Annotated in this window: 22 protein-coding genes; 7 read left to right on the top strand and 15 right to left on the bottom strand. The window is 73.0% G+C overall.

Going from position 1 to position 22,757, the window contains the following annotated elements; all coding sequences use genetic code 11:
- The gene (gene dut, locus AB0K92_RS13220) at positions 1-552 is read right to left on the bottom strand and encodes a dUTP diphosphatase (protein WP_166002725.1); all 552 of its coding nucleotides are present in this window, start codon (positions 550-552) and stop codon (positions 1-3) included.
- The gene (locus AB0K92_RS13215; protein WP_365922249.1) at positions 549-1,133 is read right to left on the bottom strand and encodes a PaaI family thioesterase; all 585 of its coding nucleotides are present in this window, start codon (positions 1,131-1,133) and stop codon (positions 549-551) included. The genes dut and AB0K92_RS13215 overlap by 4 nt, the downstream gene beginning before the upstream one ends.
- Before the next feature lie 58 nt (positions 1,134-1,191).
- Between AB0K92_RS13215 and AB0K92_RS13210 the strand changes: the two genes are divergently transcribed.
- Entirely contained in the window at positions 1,192-1,659 is a 468-nt protein-coding gene (locus AB0K92_RS13210; protein WP_166002723.1) for a DUF3093 domain-containing protein, read from the top strand.
- 85 nt (positions 1,660-1,744) lie between these two features.
- On the opposite strand, the gene AB0K92_RS13205 is transcribed toward AB0K92_RS13210, so the two are convergent.
- From AB0K92_RS13205 to AB0K92_RS13190, 4 genes are all read right to left on the bottom strand, one after another.
- Positions 1,745-2,701, bottom strand: coding sequence for a hypothetical protein (locus tag AB0K92_RS13205; protein ID WP_365922247.1), 957 nt, complete (start codon positions 2,699-2,701; stop codon positions 1,745-1,747).
- Positions 2,702-2,714: 13 nt separating this feature from the next.
- On the bottom strand, positions 2,715-3,011 hold the full coding sequence (locus tag AB0K92_RS13200) for a DUF4193 domain-containing protein (RefSeq protein ID WP_043504706.1): 297 nt from the start codon (positions 3,009-3,011) through the stop codon (positions 2,715-2,717).
- Positions 3,012-3,407: 396 nt separating this feature from the next.
- Positions 3,408-4,640, bottom strand: a complete 1,233-nt coding sequence (locus AB0K92_RS13195; RefSeq protein WP_365922245.1) for a HAMP domain-containing sensor histidine kinase — start codon at positions 4,638-4,640, stop codon at positions 3,408-3,410.
- A gap of 4 nt (positions 4,641-4,644) precedes the next feature.
- A complete protein-coding gene (locus tag AB0K92_RS13190) occupies positions 4,645-5,298 on the bottom strand; it encodes a response regulator transcription factor (RefSeq protein WP_166002720.1) in 654 nt (217 codons plus the stop codon).
- 494 nt (positions 5,299-5,792) lie between these two features.
- Between AB0K92_RS13190 and AB0K92_RS13185 the strand changes: the two genes are divergently transcribed.
- Positions 5,793-5,966, top strand: a complete 174-nt coding sequence (locus tag AB0K92_RS13185) for a hypothetical protein (RefSeq protein ID WP_015657365.1) — start codon at positions 5,793-5,795, stop codon at positions 5,964-5,966.
- Between the two features lie 154 nt (positions 5,967-6,120).
- On the opposite strand, the gene AB0K92_RS13180 is transcribed toward AB0K92_RS13185, so the two are convergent.
- Both AB0K92_RS13180 and AB0K92_RS13175 read right to left on the bottom strand, forming a co-directional pair.
- On the bottom strand, positions 6,121-6,936 hold the full coding sequence (locus AB0K92_RS13180) for an inositol monophosphatase family protein (RefSeq protein ID WP_166002719.1): 816 nt from the start codon (positions 6,934-6,936) through the stop codon (positions 6,121-6,123).
- 8 nt (positions 6,937-6,944) lie between these two features.
- Positions 6,945-8,072, bottom strand: coding sequence for a ferrochelatase (locus AB0K92_RS13175; RefSeq protein ID WP_365922242.1), 1,128 nt, complete (start codon positions 8,070-8,072; stop codon positions 6,945-6,947).
- A gap of 295 nt (positions 8,073-8,367) precedes the next feature.
- Here AB0K92_RS13175 and AB0K92_RS13170 point away from each other — a divergent pair, with 295 nt between their 5' ends.
- From AB0K92_RS13170 to sepH, 3 genes are all read left to right on the top strand, one after another.
- Complete coding sequence (locus AB0K92_RS13170) at positions 8,368-9,609, top strand: MFS transporter (RefSeq protein ID WP_365922240.1); 1,242 nt, start codon at positions 8,368-8,370, stop codon at positions 9,607-9,609.
- Positions 9,569-10,888, top strand: coding sequence for a D-arabinono-1,4-lactone oxidase (locus AB0K92_RS13165; RefSeq protein WP_365922238.1), 1,320 nt, complete (start codon positions 9,569-9,571; stop codon positions 10,886-10,888). The genes AB0K92_RS13170 and AB0K92_RS13165 overlap by 41 nt, the downstream gene beginning before the upstream one ends.
- Positions 10,889-11,553: 665 nt before the next feature.
- A complete protein-coding gene (sepH, locus tag AB0K92_RS13160; RefSeq protein WP_365922236.1) occupies positions 11,554-12,591 on the top strand; it encodes a septation protein SepH in 1,038 nt (345 codons plus the stop codon).
- A gap of 424 nt (positions 12,592-13,015) precedes the next feature.
- Here the strand turns inward: sepH and AB0K92_RS13155 are convergent, their stop codons facing one another.
- Positions 13,016-13,864 (bottom strand): sulfurtransferase, encoded by an 849-nt coding sequence (locus AB0K92_RS13155; RefSeq protein WP_365922234.1) that lies wholly within the window; start codon positions 13,862-13,864, stop codon positions 13,016-13,018.
- A 305-nt stretch (positions 13,865-14,169) separates the two neighbouring features.
- On the opposite strand from AB0K92_RS13155, the gene AB0K92_RS13150 reads away from it, so the two are divergent.
- A complete protein-coding gene (locus AB0K92_RS13150; protein ID WP_365922232.1) occupies positions 14,170-14,970 on the top strand; it encodes a VOC family protein in 801 nt (266 codons plus the stop codon).
- 19 nt (positions 14,971-14,989) lie between these two features.
- Here the strand turns inward: AB0K92_RS13150 and AB0K92_RS13145 are convergent, their stop codons facing one another.
- The 4 genes from AB0K92_RS13145 to AB0K92_RS13130 all read right to left on the bottom strand — a co-directional run bounded on the left by AB0K92_RS13145 (position 14,990) and on the right by AB0K92_RS13130 (position 20,354).
- A complete protein-coding gene (locus AB0K92_RS13145; protein ID WP_365922230.1) occupies positions 14,990-15,637 on the bottom strand; it encodes a thymidine kinase in 648 nt (215 codons plus the stop codon).
- A gap of 51 nt (positions 15,638-15,688) precedes the next feature.
- The gene (locus tag AB0K92_RS13140) at positions 15,689-16,885 is read right to left on the bottom strand and encodes a nucleotide pyrophosphatase/phosphodiesterase family protein (protein WP_365922228.1); all 1,197 of its coding nucleotides are present in this window, start codon (positions 16,883-16,885) and stop codon (positions 15,689-15,691) included.
- Positions 16,885-17,481 carry a DUF5998 family protein gene (locus tag AB0K92_RS13135; protein ID WP_166005302.1) on the bottom strand — a complete coding sequence of 199 codons (597 nt, stop codon included), beginning with the start codon at positions 17,479-17,481 and terminating at the stop codon, positions 16,885-16,887. Before AB0K92_RS13135 ends, AB0K92_RS13140 begins: the two co-directional genes overlap by 1 nt.
- Positions 17,482-17,543: 62 nt before the next feature.
- Positions 17,544-20,354 carry a GNAT family N-acetyltransferase gene (locus AB0K92_RS13130; protein WP_365922226.1) on the bottom strand — a complete coding sequence of 937 codons (2,811 nt, stop codon included), beginning with the start codon at positions 20,352-20,354 and terminating at the stop codon, positions 17,544-17,546.
- A 200-nt stretch (positions 20,355-20,554) separates the two neighbouring features.
- On the opposite strand from AB0K92_RS13130, the gene AB0K92_RS13125 reads away from it, so the two are divergent.
- A complete protein-coding gene (locus AB0K92_RS13125) occupies positions 20,555-20,836 on the top strand; it encodes an HPr family phosphocarrier protein (RefSeq protein ID WP_030563197.1) in 282 nt (93 codons plus the stop codon).
- A gap of 273 nt (positions 20,837-21,109) precedes the next feature.
- Here the strand turns inward: AB0K92_RS13125 and AB0K92_RS13120 are convergent, their stop codons facing one another.
- Both AB0K92_RS13120 and AB0K92_RS13115 read right to left on the bottom strand, forming a co-directional pair.
- The gene (locus AB0K92_RS13120; RefSeq protein ID WP_365922224.1) at positions 21,110-21,805 is read right to left on the bottom strand and encodes a GntR family transcriptional regulator; all 696 of its coding nucleotides are present in this window, start codon (positions 21,803-21,805) and stop codon (positions 21,110-21,112) included.
- Positions 21,806-21,991: 186 nt separating this feature from the next.
- On the bottom strand, positions 21,992-22,756 hold the full coding sequence (locus tag AB0K92_RS13115; protein ID WP_365922222.1) for a M23 family metallopeptidase: 765 nt from the start codon (positions 22,754-22,756) through the stop codon (positions 21,992-21,994).
- Between the last annotated feature and the right edge of the window lies 1 nt (position 22,757).

Here is a 22,757-nt window from a genome sequence, read left to right as displayed (position 1 = left end):
TCACTGTCCTTCCCGGTCGGATACGACCGAAGCGTATCGATTCCCACCCGTCGTGCCGCCCAGGGCGGCCTGACCGCTTGTGCCGCTTCCGCCGTCCACCGCGGCATGGCCGCCGGTGGAACCGAAGCCCCCCTCGGCCCGCGCGGACGCGGGAAGCTCCGCGACCTCCTGGAAGCGGACCTTCTCGACCTGCTGGACGACCAGTTGGGCAATCCGGTCGAAGCGCTCGAACCGCACGGACTCGCGCGGGTCGAGATTCACCACGATCACCTTGATCTCCCCACGGTACCCGGCATCAACCGTCCCCGGGGCATTCACGAGGGCGACACCGCACCGCGCGGCCAGCCCGGACCGCGGGTGCACGAAGGCCGCGTACCCCTCCGGGAGCGCGATGGACACCCCGGTGGGCAGTACGGCCCGCTCGCCGGGCGCCAGCTCGCACGGCTCGGTGGTGCGCAGATCCGCTCCGGCGTCCCCCGGCCGCGCGTACGCCGGCAGCGGTACGTCGGGGTCGACGCGGCGGATCAGGACGTTCAGCGGTGCGCGGCTCACGGGTTCACCTCGAAGGCGCGGGCCCGGCGGATCTGGTCCGGGTCGTTCATGGCGGCCTGGATCTCTTCCTCGCGGCCGTGGTTGACGAAGTGCTCGACCTTGACCTCGATGAAGAGGGCGTCCGCGCGGACGGCGACCGGCCCGTCGGGACCGCCGACGCGTCCGGTGGCGGTGCAGTAGATCTTGCGCCCGGCCACCGCGGTCACCTCCGCCTCCAGGTGGAGGGTGGTGCCGACCGGCACGGGCCGTACGAAGTCGGTCTCCAGCCGGCCGGTGACGGCGATGGTGCGCAGCAGCCAGTTCAGCGAGCCCAGCGTCTCGTCCAGCGCGGTCGCCAGGATCCCGCCGTGGGCGAGGCCGGGGGCGCCCTGGTGCTCGGGGCGGACCGTGAACTCGGCGGTGATCGACACGCCGTCGCCGGCCCGCGCCTGGAGATGCAGTCCGTGCGGCTGCTCACCGCCGCAGCCGAAACACCGGCCGTAGTGCGCGCCGAGAAGCTCCCCGGGCGCGGGGGCGTCGGGGTGCCGCACCGGCTTGACGGCGTCGAGAGGAGGCTGGAGAGCCGCGGATGTACCACTCACAGCCGCAGACCTTACCCGCGCGTCGGCCCCCCGCCGACACCGTGCCAAGCTTGGTTCCATGCAGCTCTCCGCCACCTCGTACGACGAACGCCTCACCGCCCCCCGCTCGTGGTGGCTGATCAGCTTCCTCGTGGGGCTCTCGATGGCCCTGATCGTCCTGCCGTTCGGCACCCTGCCGATGCTGGGCGGCCTGGTCGGCGGCACGGCGGTCGCGGCGGTCGCGGCCAGCAGCTACGGCTCGCTGCGCATCCGCGTGGTGAACGGTCTGCTGGTCGCGGGCGAGGCGAAGATCCCGGTGACCGCGCTGGGTGAGGCGCACGTGCTGGACCCGGAGGAGGCCCGGGCCTGGCGTACGTACAAGGCCGACACCCGCGCGTTCCTGCTGCTGCGGGCCTACATCCCGACGGCGCTGCGGGTGGAGGTCACCGACCCCGAGGACCCGACGCCGTATCTGTACCTGTCCACGCGGGAGCCGGAGCGGCTGGCGGCGGCCATCGCCGCGGCCCGGACGGCCGCAGCCTCCTGACGGGCGCACGCCCCTGCGCGGGGGAGCCGGTCGGGCACGAGCGCACGCCCCCGCGCGGGGACCGGTCCTCGCCCGGGCCCGGCCGTCAGCGGCCGGGTTCTCCCGGGTCTTCGTCCGGCTTGCGGGGGTCGTCGCCCACCGGCAGCGGATGGGCCGGCTGTTCCAGCGGTGGCAGTTCGGACAGCGCGTCCCACGGGACCTGCACCTTGCGCAGGTCGTCCCGGATCCGCGCGGCGAGGTTGCGGGTGTCGCGCCGGTTCATGACCGCGCCGACGGCCGCGCCCACCATGAACGGCATCAGGTTCGGCAGGTTGCGGACCATGCGCTTCATGATCCGCTGGCGCAGCTGTTTCTTCATCGGGCCGCCGAACGCGGCGTTGAGCGTGGCCGGCTTGCGCGGATCGATCCCGCGCTCGTCGGTCCAGGACCTCAGATAGGCGCTGCTGCGCTCCTTGAGATTGCCGGGCGGGCGCACGCCGTACACCTCGTGCAGTTCGGCGATGAGCTTCAGCTCGATCGCCGCGACGCCGGTGATCTCTGCGGCCAGTTCGGTCGGCATCGCCGGCGGCACCGGCAGCATCGCGGCGGCGCCGACGCCCGCCCCGACGGTCGCGGAGGCCTTCGAGGCGCCCGCCACGAGCTTGTCGGCGAGCTGCTCGGGCCCGAGGCCCGGGAACTGTCTGCGCAGCGTCGCGAGGTCCCGCACGGGGATCCGCGGCGCCATCTCGATGAGCCGGTCGGCGAGATACCCGAGACCCGCGCGGGCACGCTCGCCGCCCTTGCGAGCACCCTCTCGGGCCAGCTCCCCGGCCTTGGCCCGGAACGTCGCCAGGCGGCGCCGGGCGACGGGCGTGGGGCTCTGTGCCGGCACCGGGAAGGCGTCCCGGTCGCCGGCCGGTTCGAGCGAGGCCGACCCCGTGGGGACCGGTCCCGTCGAGGGTGAGCCTCGCTCGTCGTCACGCGCGCCGTGGGGGCCGTCGGACGGCCCCGGGTCCGCTCCCCGGGGGAAGCGGCGCTTCCAGGGTGGGGTCGAGCCAGTCACGGCCGACCCCTCCTCAGTCGCAGTCGCGGCAGATCGGCTGGCCGTTCTTCTCGCGGGCCAGCTGGCTGCGGTGGTGTACGAGGAAGCAGCTCATGCAGGTGAACTCGTCCTGCTGCTTCGGCAGCACACGGACGGCCAGTTCCTCGTTCGAGAGGTCGGCGCCGGGCAGCTCGAGGCCTTCTGCGGCCTCGAACTCGTCGACGTCGACGGACGACGCGGACTTGTCGTTCCGCCGGGCCTTCAGTTCTTCGAGGCTGTCCGAGTCGACGTCATCGTCGGTCTTGCGTGGAGTGTCGTAATCGGTTGCCATGGTCGCTCTCCCCCTCCGGGTGTCTGCGGTGTCTCCAGCGCACGTAACGCGTGAGAGGCCGGACTTGTGCCCGACCCGAGGCGGAGATTTTGCCTCACATCAAGGTCTGTTACTCAATCGACACCCAACCGGACCCCTCACGAGTGATCGGGTTGGACGGCGATCGGGACCGTACACGGTCCCAATGCTGCACTTCAAAGGCGTCTCACCGTGTACTTCCCGTGATCAAGCCGCCAGAAAACCCGGATTTTCCCGGCTTTCCAAGGCCTCGTGAGATCACGGAGAGTAGATGGCCTGAAAATCGTCCTTGTGATCGATCACACACAGGGCACTTGGACGGGTGCCCCGAAAATTCCGCGCAAAGCGAACATTCCCCGGGTGTGTCGACCCATGATCTCAGAGGGGCAGGGTGACCCGCATCACGAGCCCTCCGCCCTCGCGCGGCTGGGCCGCGATGTGCCCGCCGTGCGCCCGGGCCACGGACCGCGCGATGGACAGGCCGAGGCCGACGCCCTTGTCGCTGCCCGTGCGCTCGGTGCGCAGCCGCCGGAACGGCTCGAAGAGGTTGTCGATCTCGTACGCCGGCACGACCGGGCCGGTGTTGGAGACCACCAGCACCGCCTGACCGTGCTGGACCTCGGTGGTGACTTCGACCCAGCCGCCCTCCGGCACGTTGTACCGGACCGCGTTCTGCACCAGGTTCAGGGCGATCCGCTCCAGCAGGACGCCGTTGCCCTGGACCACCGCGGGCTCGCGCTTGCCGCGGATCACCACGCCCTTGGCCTCCGCCTCGGCGTGCACCTGGTCGATGGCCTGCGAGGCGACCTCGGCGAGGTCGACCGGTTTGCGCTCGATGATCTGGTTGTCGCTGCGGGCGAGCAGCAGCAGGCCCTCCACCAGCTGTTCGCTGCGCTCGTTGGTGGCGAGCAGTGTCTTGCCGAGCTGCTGGAGTTCCACCGGCGCGTCCGGGTCCGACAGGTGCACCTCCAGCAGGGTGCGGTTGATCGCCAGCGGGGTGCGCAGCTCGTGGGAGGCGTTGCCGACGAAGCGCTGCTGGGCGGTGAACGCCCGCTGCAGGCGCTCCAGCATGTCGTCGAAGGTGTCGGCCAGCTCCTTCAGCTCGTCGTCCGGGCCGTCCAGCTCGATCCGGCGGGACAGGTCCGAGCCGGCCACCGCGCGGGCGGTGCGGGTGATCCGGCCGAGCGGCGAGAGCACCCGCCCGGCCATGGCGTAGCCGAACGCGAAGGCGATCACGGCGAGGCCGAGGAGGGCGAGGAGGGAGCGGCTGAGGAGGTTGTCCAGGGCGTGCCGGCGCTGCTCGTTGACGCAGGCGTTCATGGCCTCGTTGAAGGTGCTCGGCGAGGCCTGGTCCGGCAGGTTGCACGTTTCGCTCGTGACTTTGCCCTGCACGATCTGGAAGGGCAGGTCGCTGCCGACGTTCAGCGCCTGCGCCGCCAGCAGATAGATGATCGACAGCAGCAGGATGCCGGCGATCAAGAACATGCCGCCGTACAGCAGCGTGAGCCGTATCCGGATGGTCGGGCGCAGCCAGGGGAACGGCGGTTCGGGCTTGCGCGGGTCCCAGGTGGGTTTCGGCGGCGCCTGAGGAGGCGCTGGAGTAGCGGCCACGGGATCAGATCCGGTAGCCCGAGCCGGGGACGGTGACGATGACGGGCGGCTCGCCCAGCTTGCGGCGCAGGGTCATCACGGTCACGCGGACCACGTTGGTGAACGGGTCGGTGTTCTCGTCCCAGGCCTTCTCCAGCAGCTGCTCGGCGGAGACGACCGCGCCCTCGCTGCGCATCAGCACCTCCAGGACGGCGAACTCCTTGGGCGCGAGCTGCACCTCGCGGCCGTCGCGGAAGACCTCGCGGCGGTTGGGGTCGAGCTTGATCCCGGCGCGCTCCAGGACCGGCGGCAGCGGCACGCTGGTGCGCCGGCCGAGGGCGCGCACGCGGGCGATCAGCTCGCTGAACGCGAAGGGCTTGGGCAGATAGTCGTCGGCGCCGAGCTCCAGGCCCTCGACACGGTCGCTGACGTCGCCGGAGGCCGTGAGCATCAGCACGCGCGTGGGCATGCCGAGTTCGACGATCTTGCGGCAGACGTCGTCGCCGTGCACGAGCGGGAGGTCGCGGTCGAGGACGACCACGTCGTAGTCGTTGACGCCGATGCGTTCCAGGGCGGCCGCACCGTCGTACACGACGTCGACGGCCATGGCCTCCCGGCGCAGTCCGGTGGCCACGGCATCGGCGAGCAGCTGCTCGTCCTCGACGACGAGTACGCGCACGTCGCTTGTCCTTCCTGTGTCCGCCCGCGCGGTGCCATGGGCAGGCGTGGGCAGGGTCTGGGTGGGTGTGTGGACCTCCATCCTGCCCTTTTCCGCCATAAGTCGGCGGTAAGCCGGTGGGGCGGGGGCCGGGCGGGGCGGCGCGGGGCGGGCGCGAAGGCCTGGGAAACGCTGGGGCGAAGCCCTGGCGAACGGCCGTCGGCGGGCCGGTGAGATCACGCCTGGGACCCCGGGAATGCCAGATTTTCTCCGGGGGTTGAGGTTTCTGCGGAAGGGAGCGGGGGGAGGACGGTTTACACCCCGCGATCACGCTCTGCTTGTGCCGCAGCACCATGCGGTACGCCGCGGTCCGCTTCACGCAGAGTGGGCGTGGGTGTCCGGCGCCGTCGCCGCCCAGCAGGGCAGCGCTGGGCACTCATGGGAGACGTGATCGCCCCTTCCGAACGGCACACCCCCGTGCCACCGACCCACGACCCTGGACGAGGGGGCGCAGCATGGACGCATTCACGGCAGGACTTCTGCAGCGCATAAGGGCGACCGAGTCCGACCTGACGCGGGCTCGTGACGAGGGCGACGACTTCCTCGTCGAGGTGGAGCAGGGCGAGCTCGACGACCTGCGCCGTCTCGCCGCCGAGCATGGTGTGGAAGTCGGCGCGTACAGCGTCTGACCGGGCCTTACGGATGAGGCGGGCCCCGGCGAACCCATCGCCGGGGCCCGCCTCGCGTATGTCCGCTCGTCCCAGGGGCGCCACCCACGCACGGGCGGCGTGAGATCCGCCCGCGCGCCGCCGGGCGCCCTCCGGCCGCCCCGTGGGTGTGGGCTCAGTCGTGCCAGGCGCCGAAGTCCTCCAGCAGCCGCTGGAGGGGTTCGAAGACGCCGGGGGTGGCGGCGACCGTGAGTTCCCTGGACGGGCGCTGTCCGGGCCGTCCGCCGGTCAGCGCGCCCGCCTCGCGGGCGATCAGGTCTCCGGCGGCGAGGTCCCAAGGGTGCAGCCCGCGCTCGTAGTAGCCGTCGAGGCGGCCCGCGGCGACGTCGCACAGGTCGACCGCGGCGGAGCCGCTGCGCCGGATGTCGCGCAGCCGCGGGATCAGCCGCTGGGCGATGTCGGCCTGGTGGGCGCGGACGTCGGCGACGTAGTTGAAGCCGGTGGAGACCAGCGCCTGGTCCAGCGGGGGCGCCGGGCGGCAGCGCAGCTCCCGCTCGCCGTCCCAGGAGCCGGTGGCGCGGGCGCCGCCGCCGCGCACCGCGCTGTAGGTCTCGCCGCGCATCGGCGCCGCGACGACGCCGACGACGGTCTCGCCGTCCTGCTCGGCCGCGATGGAGACCGCCCAGGTGGGCAGCCCGTAGAGGTAGTTCACGGTGCCGTCGAGCGGGTCGATCACCCAGCGGATGCCGCTGGTGCCGTCGGTCGAGGCGCCCTCCTCGCCGAGGAAGCCGTCGTCGGGGCGGCGCTCGGCGAGGAAACCGGTGATCAGCTTCTCGGCGGCGATGTCCATCTCGGTCACCACGTCGATGGGGCTCGACTTGGTGGCGGCCACGCCGAGGTCCGCCGGGCGGCCGTCGCGCAGCAGCTCACCGGCCCGGCGGGCGGCCTCCCGGGCGAGCGCGAGCAGTTCCGTGTGCAGGGGGTCGGTCACGGTGCTCCTCACGCGTAGGGGCTGTCGGCGCCCGCGGCGGCGGGGCGGGGGGTGCGGGCCGGGCAGCAGCCGACCGGGCACAGGTGGTGGCTGGGGCCGAGCGCCCCGAGGGCGCAGGGCGTCACCTGCTGTCCGCGCTCGACGGCGGCCCGCTCCAGGATCAGGTCGCGGATCGCGGCGGCGAACCGCGGGTCCGCGCCGACGGTCGCGGAGCGGCGCACCGGCAGGCCCAGCTCCCCGGCCTTGGCCGTGGCCTCGGTGTCGAGGTCGTACAGGACCTCCATGTGGTCGGAGACGAACCCGATGGGGGCCATCACGACGGCCGGGACGCCGGCGGCGTGCCGCTCCTCCAGGTGGTCGCAGATGTCGGGCTCCAGCCATGGGATGTGGGGGGCGCCGGAGCGGGACTGGTAGACGAGCTGCCAGGGGTGGTCGACGCCGGTGCGCTCGCGGACGGCGTCGGCGATCAGCCGGGCGACGTCCAGATGCTGCCGGACGTACGCGCCGCCGTCGCCGTGCTCCTCGGCCGGGCCGGAGGTGTCGGCCGCGGACGTCGGGATGGAGTGGGTGGTGAAGGCGATGTGGGCGCCGTCGCGGACGTCCTCGGGGAGGTCGGCGAGAGAGCGCAGGACGCCGTCGATCATGGGTTCCACGAAGCCCGGGTGGTTGAAGTAATGCCGCAGCTTGTCGATCTGCGGCAGTTCCAGGCCCTCGGCCTGGAGGGTGGCGAGCGCGTCGGCCAGGTTCTCGCGGTACTGCCGGCAGCCCGAGTAGGAGGCGTAGGCGCTGGTGGCGAGGACGAGGATGCGGCGGCGGCCGTCGCGGACCATCTCGCGCAGGGTGTCGGTGAGGTACGGCGCCCAGTTGCGGTTGCCCCAGTAGACCGGCAGGTGCAGGCCGTGGTCGGCGAAATCCTTGCGCAGGGCGTCCAGCAGGGCGCGGTTCTGGTCGTTGATCGGGCTGACCCCGCCGAACAGGAAGTAGTGCTGACCGACTTCCTTCAGGCGTTCCTTGGGGATGCCGCGCCCACGCGTCACGTTCTCCAGGAACGGAACCACGTCATCCGGTCCTTCGGGGCCGCCGAAGGAGAGCAGGAGCAGGGCGTCGTAGGGGGTGGGATCGAGCGCGTCTGGCATGAGTCGATCCTGCCACCCGCCACTGACAGTGGGGCACAGGCGGGGTGGCGGACGCCGCGGGAGCCGGTCGCGGGAGGTGCGTTAGGGTGACCTAACTCGTAAGCTGTATCGACCATCTTCATGCCTTACGGACGCGTCCGTGCCGTGACGCCGCGCTACGTCGCCGTACGCCGTCGTCGTGTCGTCGTGTGCGTCATGCGTCGTCATACGTCGTCGTGTGTCGTCGCGCGTCGCGGCGTACACCGTCGTACGACCGCGTCCGCCGTGTCCGCCTGACCGAGCCGCCGGAGAGCCTGTGCCCAGCCCTTACCGCGCCCTGTTCGCCGCCCCCGGCTCCAAGGCGTTCTCCGCCGCCGGCTTCCTCGGCCGGATGCCGCTGTCCATGATGGGCATCGGCGTCGTCACGATGATCTCCCAGCTGACCGGGCGGTACGGCCTGGCGGGCGCGCTGTCGGCGACGATCGCGCTGGCCGCGGCGGTGGTGGGCCCGCAGGTGTCCCGGCTGGTGGACCAGTACGGACAGCGGCGGGTGCTGCGTCCGGCGACGCTGCTGTCGCTCGCCGCGGGCACCCTGCTGCTGTTCGCCGCGCACTACCGGTGGCCGGACTGGGTGCTGTTCGTCGCCTGTGTCGGCATCGGCTGCGTGCCGAGCGTCGGCGCGATGATCCGGGCCCGGTGGGCGGCGGTGTACCGGGGCACCCCGCAGCTGCACACCGCGTACTCGTTCGAGTCCGTGGTGGACGAGATCTGCTTCATCTTCGGCCCGATCATCTCGATCGGTCTGTCGACGGCCTGGTTCCCGGAGGCCGGCCCGCTGCTGGCCGGCTGCTTCCTCGCGGTGGGCGTGTTCTGGCTGACCGCGCAGCGCGCCACCGAGCCCGAGCCGCATCCGCGCGCGGAGCACGGCGGCGGCCGCAGCGCGCTGCGCTCCCCCGGACTGCAGGTCCTGGTCACCACCTTCGTGGCGACCGGCGCCATCTTCGGAGCCGTGGACGTGGTCACGGTGGCCTTCGCCGACGAGCAGGGGCACAAGGCCGCCGCGAGCCTCGTCCTCGCGCTGTACGCGGCGGGCTCCTGTGCGGCGGGCGCCGTGTTCGGGCTGCTGCGCTTCAAGGGGGCGCCCGAACCGCGCTGGCTGCTGGGCGTCTGTGCGATGGCCGTGAGTATGATCCCCCTCCTACTGGTCGGAAACCTGCCGTTTCTGGCCGTGGCGCTCTTCGTCGCGGGCCTGTCCATCGCTCCCACGATGATCACGACGATGTCCCTCATCGAAGAGCACGTACCACGCGCGCAGTTGACCGAGGGCATGACCTGGGTGAGCACCGGTCTCGCGGTGGGGGTCGCACTCGGCTCCTCGGTGGCCGGCTGGGTGATCGACGCGGCCGGCGCGCGCGCCGGGTACGGGGTTCCGGCCGTGTCCGGGGCCGTCGCGGTCGCGGTCGGTTTCCTCGGTTACCGCCGGCTCAAGCGGCCGGCTCCGGGTCGGGGAGGCACCGTTGAGCAGCACAGCGAGCGGGAAGAACGGCACGTGGCGTAACTGGGGCGGCAACGTCACGGCACGCCCCGCGCGGGAGGTCACTCCGGCGTCCGTGGAGGAGCTGGCGGCGGCGGTGCGCGCGGCCGCCGAGGACGGCCTGCGGGTGAAGGCCGTCGGCTCCGGACACTCCTTCACGTCCATCGCCGCCACCGACGGCGTGCTGATACGGCCCCCGCTGCTGGCCGGGATCCGCAGGATCGACCGCGCGGCCGGCACCGTCACGGTCGAGGCGGGCACCCCGCTCAAGCGGCTCAACGTGGCCCTGGCCCGCGAGGGACTGTCGCTGACCAACATGGGCGACATCATGGAGCAGACCGTCTCCGGGGCCACCAGCACCGGCACCCACGGCACCGGCCGCGACTCCGGTTCGATCGCCGCCCAGATCAAGGCCCTGGAGCTGGTCACGGCCGACGGCTCGGTGCTCACCTGCTCCGGGACGGAGAACCCGGAGATCTTCGCGGCGGCCCGGATCGGCCTGGGCGCCCTGGGTGTCGTCACCGCTCTCACCTTCGCCGTCGAGCCCGTTTTCCTGCTCCACGCGCGCGAGGAGCCGATGCCGCTGGCCCGGGTGCTCGCCGAGTTCGAGCAACTGTGGGCCGAGAACGAACACTTCGAGTTCTACTGGTTCCCCCACACGGGCAACACGAACACCAAGCGCAACAACCGCAGCGCCGGCCCGGAGCAGCCGGTGAGCCGGGTCAAGGGCTGGTTCGAGGACGAGTTCCTGTCCAACGGCGTCTTCCAGGCGGCCAACTGGGTCGGCCGCGCGGCCCCGGCCACCATCCCCGCCATCGCCCGGATCTCCAGCAGGGCGCTGTCCGCGCGGAGCTACACCGACATCCCCTACAAGGTCTTCACCTCCCCGCGCCGGGTGCGCTTCGTGGAGATGGAGTACGCCGTCCCGCGCGAGGCCGTGGTGGACGTCCTGCGCGAGCTGAAGGCGATGGTCGACCGCTCCCGGCTGCGGATCAGCTTCCCGGTCGAGGTGCGCACCGCCCCGGCCGACGACATCCCCCTGTCCACGGCGTCCGGCCGGGACAGCGCGTACGTCGCCGTCCACATGTTCCGCGGCACGCCCTACCAGCGGTACTTCACCGCCGCCGAGCGGATCTTCACCGCGTACGAGGGGCGGCCGCACTGGGGCAAGCTGCACACGCGCGACGCGGAGTACCTCGCCGGTGTCTATCCGCGGTTCGCCGAGTTCACGGCGCTCCGGGACCGGCTGGACCCGGAACGGCGGTTCCAGAACGACTACTTGCGCCGGGTGCTGGGCGAGTGACGGACGGGGCCGTCACTTGCACCGGACGTCACCGGCCCCTGACCCGCGCGCGGTGAAAGGGGCCCCGCGGCGAACTCGCCGGGGGCGGGCGGCGCTTGCTCGCGCGCCCCTCTCCGCTCCCGTGCCCCACGCGGTGCGGCGGCGGCCGTCACGCCCGGGGTCCGACTCGGGGGCGACATCGGGCCTTTCCCGCTTTTCCGGGCCTTGCCCGCCTTACCCGCACCAGCTCGACGTCTCGCACGAGATGGGGACGTACGGTCGAAACGGTGAACTTCGATTCCGGCGATTCCGTGAAGTACGCCACGTTTTCGATCAAGAAAATTGGCCAGGAATGGCCAAGTCCCGCGTTCGGCACGAAGTTCGGCGGCGCGCCAATCCACGCACGTGGCCCAAATGGAGTACTGTTGCGAGCCCTGGGTCCGGTCTCCCGCCAGGGTGTCCGGGGCCGTGAAGGACCGCCGGGAGGGGGCTTGTTGCACAGGGTGACGGATTTGGTCACTTAGCGTGGCGAATAGGTAACCGTGCCATAACGGCGATCCAGGGCCGGCGCCCGACACGCCGGGCAACTCGGCAAGGTTGTGGCAGGCTGCACCCGGGCAGGCCACACTCGACTAGCGGAAGCAGCGACGCACGTGACGTCGGCAGGCACCACCCGGGAGGTCCCCATGCCCGAACTGCGTGTCGTGGCCGTCTCCAATGACGGCACACGGCTGGTGCTGAAGGCTGCGGACAGCACGGAGTACACGCTTCCGATCGACGAACGGCTCCGCGCCGCCGTGCGCGGCGACCGTCCCCGCCTCGGCCAGATCGAGATCGAGGTGGAGAGCCATCTCCGCCCCCGTGACATCCAGGCGCGTATACGCGCGGGTGCGACCGCGGAAGAGGTCGCCCAGATGGCCGGCATCCCGGTCGACCGCGTGCGCCGCTTCGAGGGTCCCGTGCTGGCCGAGCGCGCCTTCATGGCCGAACGGGCCCGCAAGACCCCGGTCCGCCGCCCCGGCGAGAACTCCGGCCCGCTCCTCGGCGAGGCCGTCCAGGAGCGGCTGCTGCTGCGCGGCGCCGAGAAGGACACCGTCCAGTGGGACTCCTGGCGCCGCGACGACGGCACCTGGGAGGTGCTGCTGGTCTACCGCGTCGCGGGCGAACCGCACTCGGCGAGCTGGACGTACGACCCGCCCCGGCGGCTCGTCCAGGCCGTCGACGACGAGGCGCGCTCGCTGATCGGGGAGTCCGACGACCTCGGCGCGCCCGAACCCAGCCTGCCGTTCGTGCCGCGGATCGCCCGCCTGCCGCGCGACCGCACCCTGGCCGGGTCCCTCGACCGGGACCGCGAGCGGCCGAGCCTGCCCGCCCCGGCGCCCGAACCGGTGGAGGACAGCGTCGGCGAGCGGGACTCGCTGACCAGCCTGCTGGAGGCCGTGCCGAGCTTCAGAGGTGACCTGGTGGTGCCCGAGCGGGCCACCGATCCCTCCGACGAACCCGACGACGAGCCCGCGGTGGAGGAGCCGCCGGCGCCCGCCGCCTCGGCCGGTTCCGCCTACGCCGACGTCCTCATGCCCCGGTCCGTGGGCAGCCACCGCGACCGCCTCATCGGCGCCACCGACCGCCAGGCCGAGGCCGACGGCGTCCGCCCGGGCCGCCGGGCGGCCGTCCCCAGCTGGGACGAGATCGTCTTCGGCACGCGACGCAAGAAGCAGGAGTAGCACGGCCGTACACGCATCGGGCCCGCGCCGGGGACGGCGCGGGCCCGGTCGTGTTGCGGGCGGGCGTCGAAGGGGCGGCGGCGTGTACGGCCGAGCCGTCAGCCGCTTGCCGCCGCCTCACCCGTCCGTGGCTCAAGAGGGCTCCTGGCGCCGGGAGTCCGGAGTCGGTCGGGAACCTCTCGCCGCACGCGCGCGGGAAGCCCCGGCCGGTCCGGACCGCCTTCCGCACCGCCCGGCGCACCGAGGCCACCCGGCGCGCGGAGACCGCCCGCGGCGCTCGGGCATGACGCGCGCCCCCTCGCGCTGCCGCGCATCCGCCCGCACCTGCCTGCGCCTGCCCGTACCTGCCTGCACCCACCCGCACTTGCCCGCCCGGCGCCACTCCCCCTCGCTCTCCCCTCCCCCGGCCCCTCGCGTCTGCGCGCTACTGCGGGTCCGGGCCCACCGCCACCGGTCGCTCCGGGTCCGCGGACCACTCCGACCAGGAACCCACGTACAGGGCCGCCGGGATGCCCGCCACGGCGAGGGCCAGGACCTCGTGGGCGCCGGAGACGCCCGAGCCGCAGTACACGCCGACCTCGGTGTCCTCGGAGGCGCCCAGCGCCTTGAAGCGGGCCCGCAGGTCCTCGGCGGGCAGAAAGCGGCCGTCGGCGGTCACGTTCTCGGTGGTGGGGGCGGACACCGCGCCCGGGATGTGGCCGCCGACCCGGTCGATGGGCTCGACGTCACCGCGGTACCGCTCCGCCGCGCGGGCGTCGAACAGGACTCCGGAGCGGGCGAGCGCGGCGGCGCCGTCGGCGTCCAGCAGGCCGGTGCCGGGGACCGGCCGGAAATCGCCCCCCTCGGGGGAAGGGGTGTCCTGGGACAACGGGCCCTGCCAGGACGGCAACCCGCCGTCCAGGACCCGCACGTCCGGGTGACCCGTCCAGCGCAGCATCCACCAGGCACGGGCGGCGGCCCAGCCCTGACCACCGTCGTAGACGACGACCGGCCGCCCGGAGGACACACCCGCGCGGCGCATCGCCGCGCCGAACTCCGCGAGACCGGGCAGCGGATGACGGCCGCGCTCCCCCGGCTCCCCGGCCAGCTCCCGGTCCAGGTCGACGTAGACGGCCCCCGGAATGTGCCCGGCCTCGTACGCGGCCCGGCCGTCGAAGGGCGGCTCGCCCGCCGTCCTGGCCAGACTGAGCTGCCAGCGGACGTCGAGCAGGACAGGCGGCTTCTCCCCCGCCAGTTCAGCGGCCAGGGCGGATGCGGAAATGATGGCGTTCATGCCGACCATCCTCGCGTACGGGGTGGCCGACGCGTCCATGTCCGGCTACTCTGCTCCGCCAAGCAGCCACGATCACGGCGCGTACGGGATCGGGCACGTGCAGTGGCGCCCCGGGTACCACCGATCGACATCCGTGGGCCATCCCCCCGAAACGGGCGGGAAATCATAGATCGGGCATTCTCCGGTGACCGGACGAGATGCGGCGCGCCCGGAGCGCGTGACACCCGGGGTGGTGCGAGCATCGGCTCGTGGGTCCGGAGAGCGGAAGCGACGCGGCGCCGCGAGGGGCCGAGGAGAGAGTGACGATGACCGAGGCACGGGGCCCGGCCGGCCGGGCCGGCGATCACGCCCGGTACGCGCCCGGCACGCCCTGCTGGGTGAGCCTGATGGTGCACGGGGTGGCGGCGACCCAGGAGTTCTACGGCGCCCTGTTCGGCTGGGAGTTCCGCCCCGGGCCCGGGCAGCTCGGCCCCTCTGTGCGGGCCCTGCTGGACGGCCGTGAGGTGGCGGGCATCGGGCAGCTGCCGCCGGACCGGCATCTCCCGGTCGCCTGGACGCCGTATCTCGCCTCCGACGACGCCGGGCAGACGGCGGAGACCGCGCGGCTGTGCGGCGGCACGATCGGCGTGGGCCCGCTCGACGCCGGGGAGGCCGGGCGGCTGGCGATCGGCTCCGACCCTTCCGGCGCCGTGTTCGGGATCTGGCAGGCGGCGGCGCACCAGGGCACGGCCCTGTCGGGGGTGCCCGGCACCCCCGCCTGGAACGAGCTGCTGACCTACGAGTCGGCGACCGTCGCCAAGTTCTACAAGAGCGTCTTCGGCCACGAGGAGGAGCCGGTGGTGAGCGCCGACGCCGACTACGTGACGCTCTGCGTCGGCGGCCGGCCGGTCGCGGGCATCCACGGCCTGGGCAGCGCCCTGCCCCGGGACCGGGGTCCGCACTGGCTGACGTACTTCGAGGTCGCGGACGCCGACGAGGCCGTCGAGCAGCTGGTCGGGCTGGGCGGGCACGTCCTGAAGGGGGCCGAGGACGGCGAGCGGGGCCGGGTGGCCACGGTGGCCGACCCCGAGGGCGCGCGGTTCTGCCTGTTGCAGCGCGCCCGCTGACGCGGCCCTGCCCCTCGGGTCAGGCGTGCGGCACCGGCAGGACGTCCGGGGACAGCGCCGCCGCGCGGGCCGTCGCTGCCGTCATCCGGCGGCGGTGGTGGCGGCGGCACAGCACCTCGTAGCCGACGGCCTCCGACTGGTTCACGTCGCCGACGACGACCTGGGCGCCCTCGACGACCATCTCCCCGCCTATCGTGCGGGCGTTGTGCGTCGCGCGGGCACCGCACCAGCACAGGGCCTCGACCTGGAGCACCTCCACGCGGTCGGCCAGCTCCACCAGGCGCTGGGAGCCGGGGAAGAGCTTGGTGCGGAAGTCGGTGGTGATGCCGAAGGCGTACACGTCGAGCCCCAGGTCGTCGACCACGCGCGCGAGTTGGTCGATCTGCTCCGGCGCGAGGAACTGCGCCTCGTCCGCGATCACGTAGTCCGCGCGGCCGCCGTGCGAGAGGTGGTCGACCAGGTAGGCGTAGAGGTCCATGCCGTCCTCGACCTCGACCGCGTCGGTAACCAGGCCGAGCCGGGAGGACAGCTTGCCCTCGCCCGCGCGGTCGTCGCGCGTGAAGATCATGCCCTGGAGGCCGCGCGCGGAGCGGTTGTGCTCGATCTGGAGAGCCAGCGTCGACTTCCCGCAGTCCATCGTTCCGGAGAAGAAGACCAGCTCGGGCATGGGAGGGTGAGCACCTTTCGGCGAGATCGTCATGGTGGGCGCCTCAGCCCTTCAGGAGCGTACTTCGAGCAGCGGGACCAGCTGCTCCGCCGGGGTCAGCGAGCCGTGGTTGCCGACCATCGCCGACTCGTTGGGCTCCCGCTCCGAGGCGATGATCAGAACGTCGTCCCGCGCGGCCGCGACGACGTCGCCGATGCGCCCGTACACCCGTTCGTCGACCTGTGGCCCGAACCAGCCGGCGGCGATCGCCTCGTCCCGCGAGGCCACCCAGAACTGCTCGCCGAGCACCTCGCGCCAGCAGGTCAGGACGTCGTTCTCGGCGCCCGGGACCGCGTAGACGTGCCGGGCGCGGCCCTCGCCGCCCAGCAGGGCGACCCCCGCGCGCAGCTCCCAGTCCTCGTCGAAGTCGATGCGGTGCTGTTCGTCGAAGGGCACGTCGACCATGCCGTGGTCGGCGGTGACGTACAGCGCGCTGCGCGGCGGCAGCTGCTCGGCGAGGCGCTGGACCAGGCGGTCGACGCACATCAGCTGGCCGCGCCAGGTGTCGGAGTCGACGCCGAAGCGGTGGCCGGCGCCGTCGACCTCGGCGTAGTACGTGTAGACCAGGCTGCGGTCGCCGGCGGCCAGCTGCTCGGCCGCGAGGTCCATGCGCTCCTCGCCGGACAGCCGCCCGTGGAAGGTGCCGCCGCTGAGCGCGACCTTGGTCAGCGGGGTGTTCGCGAACGCCGGGGAGGAGACCTGCGCGGCGTGCACGCCCGCGCGGTCGGCCAGGTCGAAGACGGTGGGGTACGGCTGCCAGGCGCTCGGCTCGGTCCACGGCTGCCAGCGCAGCTGGTTCATCAGCGTGCCGGTGGCCGGATCCCGCACGGTGTAGCCGGGCAGGCCGTGGGCGCCCGGCGGCAGGCCGGTGCCGACGGAGGCCAGGGAGGTGGCCGTCGTCGCCGGGTAGCCGGTGGTCAGCGGGCGGCCGGTGCCGCCGCGCGACGAGGCGAGGAGCGAGGTGAGGAACGGGGCCTCGTCCGGGTGTGCCCTCAGCTGTTCCCAGCCGAGGCCGTCGATCAGGAACACGCAGTTCCGGTCGGCGGGGGTCAGCTCGGGGATGGCGGCCGTCATGCCGGGCACGCCCAGGCCGGCGGCCAGCGTGGGCAGCAGGTCGGCGAGCGAGCCGGTGCCGTACTCGGGCAGCGGGGCGGAGTCGACGGCGAGGGGTTCCGGATGGGGGTCCCAGGCGGCGGGCGGCTGCACCATCAGCGCGTCGGGTCCGCGGTCGCCTCGGAGATGGCCTGCGCGAAGGCGAGCGCCTGGCGCACGGTCTCCGGGCCGTCCCCGGCCTCGCTGACGCGCAGGCTGAGGTCGTCCGCCGTCGAGCTGCCGGTGTAGCCGTGGTCGGCGTCGCAGTTCGGGTCGCCGCAGGCGGCGGGCTCCAGGTCGATCCGGGAGACGGCGCCCCAGCCGATGGTGAGCACCACCTCGCGCGGGAGGGTGCCCGGCGTGTACGCCTCCGGGTTGGACACCACGCGGCTGACCACGACGGACGAGATCCGGCCGAGCTTCACCGACTCCGTGGAGGTGGTGGCGTACGGCGTCGGGGACGTGCTGTCGGCGGCCTGCTCGTCGGTGTGGCTGACGATGAAGCGGGTATCGGTGAGCACGAGCACGGTGACGTGGCGGCGGACCTCGTTCTGGTCGAACGTCGTCTCCTGGTGGACCAGATACGACCGGATGGGCTCGCCGCCCACGGCGGCCTCCACCGCCTCGGCCACGAGGGCCGGGTAGTAGCCGCTGCGCTCGATCGCCGCACGCAGCCCCTGGGTCGTCGTACTGGTCTTGGCCATGCCGTCCATCCTACGGTGGCGCACTGACTGCGAGGCACCGCTCGGCGGGCTCCGGGTCCGTCGGGAACGTCTCAGTAGGCGGGGAGCGTGCGGGGTCCCAGGTCGTCGCGGGCGGGGGGCGGGGCCAGGCGTACGGAGGCGCCGAGCACGCTCACGCCCTCGGTGGCGACGACGACCGGTTCCAGGGTGACCGCGACCACCTCGGGGTGGTCGTCGACCAGCCGGGAGACCCGCAGCAGCAGCTCCTCCAGGGCCGGGGTGTCGACCGGTGCCGAGCCGCGCCAGCCGAACAGGAGCGGGGCGGTCCGGATGGAGCGGATCAGGGAGGTGGCCTCGCGGTCGGTGACCGGAATCAGCCGGTGCGCCATGTCGCCGAGCAGCTGGGAGGCCGCCCCGGCGAGACCGAAGGAGAGCACCGCTCCGGCGGCGGGGTCGATCACGGCCCGTACGACGGTGTCCACGCCGCGCGGTGCCATGCCCTGCACCACCGGGCGCAGCTCCTCGGGCGTGCCGAACAGAGCGGTCAACTCGGCGTAGGCCCGTCGCAGTTGTTCCTCGTCGGCGAGGTCGAGGCGTACGCCGCCCAGGTCCGCGCGGTGCCGCAGGTGCGGGGCGGTGGCCTTGAGGGCGACCGGGTAGCCGAGGGCGCGGGCGGCGGTGACGGCGTCCTCGGGGGTGGGGGCGGGCAGGGCACGGCGGACCCGGATGCCGTAGCGGCCCAGCAGCTCGCAGGTGTCCTCGGCGCCGAGGGTGAGGCCCTGTCCGCGCGTGAGGAGGCCGTCGATCAGCCGGGCGGCGCCCTTCTCGTCGATGTCCTCGTACTCGGGCACCTTGCCGGGGTCGGCGGCCTCGCGGCGCCAGCCGGCGTACCTGACGGCCTCGGCGAGGGCGCGGACGGCGCGTTCGGCGGCCGGGTAGGCGGGGATGAGGCGGGTGCCGCCGGGCGGCTGGGCGGCGGGCAGCGGGTCGGGTCCGGCGTCCGGTGCGGTGGCGCCGGGTGTGGCGGCACGCGCGCGGGGGGCCGTGCTGGTGGCGGCCGACAGGGCTTCCGCGAGGCCGCCGAGTTCCACGTGCACGACCAGCACCGGCTTTGTCGGTGCCCGCTCGGCGGCGGAGCGCAGTGCCTCGGCCAGCGCCGCGTCCCCGGCGGACTCCTCGCCGATCGCCGGTATCGCCGTGACGACGACGGCGTCGCAGGTGTCGTCGGCCAGCGCCCGGGCGAGCGCCGCGCGGAAGTCCTCCGGGCCGGCGGCGGTCGTCAGGTCCAGGGGCGGCATGGGCCGCAGGCCCTCGGAGAGGCAGGCGTCGTAGGTGAGCACGCCGAGCGACTCGGAGTTGCCGAGGATGGCCACGCGTGGTCCGCGCGGGAGCGGCTGGCGGGCGAGCAGGAGGCCGGTGTCCACCAGTTCGGTGATGGTGTTCACGCGGATCACGCCGGCCTGCCGCAGCAGCGCGGACACGGTGGCGTGCGGCAGCCGGGTGGCGCGGACCGCGTGGCCCTGGGGGGCGGATCCGGCGCTCTGGACCACGACGAGGGGCTTGGCCGCCGCCGTACGGCGTGCCAGGCGGGTGAACTTGCGGGGGTTGCCGATCGACTCCAGGTACATCAGGACGACGTCGGTGTCCGGGTCGTCGTACCAGTACTGCAGGACGTCGTTGCCGGAGACGTCCGCGCGGTTGCCCGACGAGACGAAGGTGGACACGCCGGTGACTCCGGTGACGCCGCCGCCGCGCCGGTGGAGGCGGGACAGCAGGGCGATGCCGATGGCGCCGGACTGGGCGAACAGGCCGATCCGGCCGGGGCGGGGCGGCTCGGGGGCGAGGGAGGCGTTGAGCCGGACGTCCGGGGAGTTGTTGATGATCCCGAAGGCGTTGGGCCCGATGATCCGCATGCCGTACGCGCGCGCGTGCCGGACGAGTGCGCGCTGGCGTTCACGTCCGTCGGGGCCGCTCTCGGCGTATCCGGCGGAGATCACGACGAGCCCCTGGACGCCCTGCTCGCCGCACTCGGTGACGACCTCGGGGACCTGCTCGGCGGGAACGGCGATCACCGCGAGGTCGACGGGGCCGTCGATGTCGCGCACCGAGCGGTAGGCCGGCACGCCGTCCAGTTCCTTCTGCCCGTCGGGCAGGGCGCGGTTCACCGCGTGGAGGCGGCCGGTGAAGCCGGCGTCGCGGATGTTGCCGAGTACGGAGCGGCCCACTCCGCCGGGGGTGCGGCCCGCGCCGACGACGGCGACCGAGCCGGGGGCGAGCAGCCGCTGCACGGACCGGGCCTCGGCGCGCTGTTCGCGCGCGTACTGCACGGCCAGGGAGCGGTCGGTGGGTTCGAGGTCCAGTTCCAGGCGGACGACGCCGTCCTCGAAGCTGCGCTTCTGGGTGTACCCGGCGTCCGTGAACACCTTGATCATCTTGGTGTTGGCGGGCAGCACCTCGGCGGCGAAGCGGCGGATGCCGCGCTCGCGGGCGACGGCGGCGATGTGTTCCAGGAGGGCGGAGGCGACGCCGCGGCCCTGGTGGGCGTCCTGCACCAGGAAGGCGACCTCGGCCTCGTCGGCGGGTGCGGAGGCGGGCAGTCCGTTCCTCCCGATGCGGTCGTAGCGTACGGTGGCGATGAACTCGCCGCCGATCGTGGCCGCGAGTCCCACCCGGTCCACGAAGTCGTGGTGCGTGAAGCGGTGGACGTCCTTCGCGGACAGGCGCGGGTAGGGCGCGAAGAAGCGGTAGTACTTCGACTCGTCCGAGACCTGCTCGTAGAAGCTGACCAGGCGCTCGGCGTCGTCGACGGTGATGGGGCGGACGCGCGCGGTGCCGCCGTCGCGCAGCACCACGTCGGCTTCCCAGTGGGCGGGGTACTCGTGCCGGTCCGACGAGGTCTGCATGGGCCCCAGAGTACGGCTCGCGTCCGGCAACGGCGCGGGGCAGTCTGTGAGGACGGAAGCACGGACCGAGGCCGCGGTCCGGCGCCACCCGGTGGAGTCCGGCGTCCCCCGATGGACAGGGGGCACGTCCGCTCCGGGAGCATGCTTCGCGATATGGGAAACTGGTCTAGACAACCCTGAACACCGAAGGGCAGCAACACATGGCTGAGCGCCGCGTCAACGTCGGCTGGGCCGAGGGCCTCCACGCCCGCCCCGCCTCCATCTTCGTCCGAGCCGCCACGGCCGCAGGCGTGCCGGTGACGATCGCCAAGGCCGGCGGCAACCCGGTCAACGCGGCCTCCATGCTGGCCGTGCTCGGCCTGGGTGCCCAGGGCGGCGAGGAGATCGTCCTCGCCTCCGACGCCGAGGGCGCGGACGCCGCTCTGGACCGCCTGGCCAAGCTGGTCGCCGAGGGCCTGGAGGAGCTCCCCGAGACCGTCTGACGCCCGCGCGGCAGGCCGTCACTCGCAACGCGTCACCGCGTCGCCCCTTCCGGGCGGCGCGGTTTCGCTTTTCTCCGGCTGATGTACGGGCCGCCTTCGAATGCGGACGGACCGCCGCAGCGCGCACGGCAGATCACCGGCGCACCGAAATCGGATCGCCGGCATGCCTGAAGCCGATTACCCGCATACCTGAGGCGATTATCGGCATGCCGAAAAAGGGCAGGGAAAATACCCCGCCCGCCGGATATCCGTTCTTTGTATACGGCGCTCGTGTTAATGCCGCAGACCCGACATGTTTACGCCATGTTGCGAATTCCTCACACGCTCCGGGCGTTCGCCGCCCGGGCCGAACCGCAGCCGGTGCGCGGCGCTCGCGCGCTCGGTGTGCAGCGCGGTGATCGCCCGCGCGCGTTCGCTGTCGCCGCGCGCGACGGCGTCGACGATCGCCCCGTGCTCCGCCCACGCCTCCCCCGGGCCGGCCGGCGCCTCCACCGTGTACATCCAGGCGATCTTGTGCCGCAGCTGGGTCAGCGCCGAGGTGAGCGCGGGGCTGCCGGAGGCCTGCGCCAGCGTCTCGTGGAACCAGCCGTCCAGGGAGCGCAGGTCGTCGCTGTGGCCGCGGCGGGCGCGCTCCTGGCCCAGCCGGACCAGGCCGCGCAGCACCTTCAGGTGGGCCTCGGTGCGCCGCTGCGCCGCGCGGGAGGCGCCCAGCGGCTCCAGCAGCAGGCGCATCTCCAGCAGGTCGGCGGCCTCCTGCTCGGTCGGTTCGGCGACGCACGCGCCCGCGTGGCGCCGGGTCACGACGAAACCCTCGGCCTCCAGCGTGCGCAGCGCCTCCCGGACGGGTACGCGCGAGACGCCGTAGCGGCGGGCGAGCAGTTCCTCGGTGAGCCGGCTGCCGCGCTCGTAGACACCCGCGACGATGTCGTCCCGGATCGCCGTGCACACCGAGTGCGCCGGAATACGCATGACCGACCTCCGCCTTAATCCCCGTGAAACGTCGACGATTGACGTGTGTTCAGCGACTCTATGGCAATGAGGCGGAATTTCCGACGGCGGGTCGGAATCCATGGATATTTTTTGGACAAGGGGGCGGCCGAAACGCCGAAAGCCCCGGCGGGCGGGCCGGGGCTCGGAGCGTTTCGCGGGGCTGGGTCAGATGTTCACGCCGTGCGCGCGCAGGTACGCGACGGGGTCGATGTCCGAGCCGTACTCCGGGCTCGTACGGGCCTCGAAGTGCAGATGCGGGCCGGTGACGTTGCCGGTGGCGCCGGACAGGCCGATCTGCTGGCCCGGGGTCACGGTCTGGCCGACGGAGACGGCGATCGAGGACAGGTGGGCGTACTGGGTGTACGTGCCGTCGTGCATCCGGATGACCACCTGGTTGCCGTACGCCCCGCCCCAGCCGGCCTCGACGACCGTGCCGGCGCCGACGGCGTGGACGGAGGTGCCGGTCGCGGCGTGGAAGTCGACGCCGGTGTGGCTGCCGGAGGACCACAGGGAGCTGCCGGCCTGGTAGCCGGTGGAGACGTAGGAGCCGGAGATCGGCGGCACGAAGGTGTTCAGGCGCTTGCGCTCGGCCTCGCGGGCGGCGCGCTCCTTCTCCTCGCGGGCCTCGCGGGCGGCCTCCTCGGCGCGCTTGATCGCGGCGGCCTCGGCCGCGCGCTCGGCGGCGGCCCGCTCGGCGGCCTGCTGCTGCGCGGCGGCCTGGGCGTCGATCTGGTCGGCGACCTCGTCGCCGATGGTGAGGACCGGCAGCAGGCCGGTCTGCTCGGGCTCGGGCCCGGCGGCGAGCGCCGGGCTCGCCAGGGTGCCGAAGACGCCGGTGGTGGTGAGCGCCGCGACTCCCGCCGCGCGGGCGGTGGAGCGCTGCATCCGGCCGGGACGGCGATGCCTCCCGGTGGCGCGCGTGAACGCCATG

Source organism: Streptomyces sp. NPDC052687 (assembly GCF_040678395.1).
Classification (GTDB): Bacteria; Actinomycetota; Actinomycetes; order Streptomycetales; family Streptomycetaceae; genus Streptomyces.
This window is presented reverse-complemented; position numbering and strand designations above follow the sequence as displayed.

What these genes read in the sequence shown, in the direction of transcription:
- AB0K92_RS13210 (WP_166002723.1), top strand. Translation starts at nt 1,192, where the DNA reads ATGCAGCTCTCCGCCACCTCGTACGACGAACGCCTCACCGCCCCCCGC.
- AB0K92_RS13200 (WP_043504706.1), bottom strand. Translation starts at nt 3,011, where the DNA reads ATGGCAACCGATTACGACACTCCACGCAAGACCGACGATGACGTCGAC.
- AB0K92_RS13185 (WP_015657365.1), top strand. Translation starts at nt 5,793, where the DNA reads ATGGACGCATTCACGGCAGGACTTCTGCAGCGCATAAGGGCGACCGAG.
- AB0K92_RS13175 (WP_365922242.1), bottom strand. Translation starts at nt 8,072, where the DNA reads ATGCCAGACGCGCTCGATCCCACCCCCTACGACGCCCTGCTCCTGCTC.
- sepH (WP_365922236.1), top strand. Translation starts at nt 11,554, where the DNA reads ATGCCCGAACTGCGTGTCGTGGCCGTCTCCAATGACGGCACACGGCTG.
- AB0K92_RS13155 (WP_365922234.1), bottom strand. Translation starts at nt 13,864, where the DNA reads ATGAACGCCATCATTTCCGCATCCGCCCTGGCCGCTGAACTGGCGGGG.
- AB0K92_RS13150 (WP_365922232.1), top strand. Translation starts at nt 14,170, where the DNA reads ATGACCGAGGCACGGGGCCCGGCCGGCCGGGCCGGCGATCACGCCCGG.
- AB0K92_RS13145 (WP_365922230.1), bottom strand. Translation starts at nt 15,637, where the DNA reads ATGCCCGAGCTGGTCTTCTTCTCCGGAACGATGGACTGCGGGAAGTCG.
- AB0K92_RS13140 (WP_365922228.1), bottom strand. Translation starts at nt 16,885, where the DNA reads ATGGTGCAGCCGCCCGCCGCCTGGGACCCCCATCCGGAACCCCTCGCC.
- AB0K92_RS13135 (WP_166005302.1), bottom strand. Translation starts at nt 17,481, where the DNA reads ATGGACGGCATGGCCAAGACCAGTACGACGACCCAGGGGCTGCGTGCG.
- AB0K92_RS13130 (WP_365922226.1), bottom strand. Translation starts at nt 20,354, where the DNA reads ATGCAGACCTCGTCGGACCGGCACGAGTACCCCGCCCACTGGGAAGCC.
- AB0K92_RS13125 (WP_030563197.1), top strand. Translation starts at nt 20,555, where the DNA reads ATGGCTGAGCGCCGCGTCAACGTCGGCTGGGCCGAGGGCCTCCACGCC.
- AB0K92_RS13120 (WP_365922224.1), bottom strand. Translation starts at nt 21,805, where the DNA reads ATGCGTATTCCGGCGCACTCGGTGTGCACGGCGATCCGGGACGACATC.
- AB0K92_RS13115 (WP_365922222.1), bottom strand. Translation starts at nt 22,756, where the DNA reads ATGGCGTTCACGCGCGCCACCGGGAGGCATCGCCGTCCCGGCCGGATG.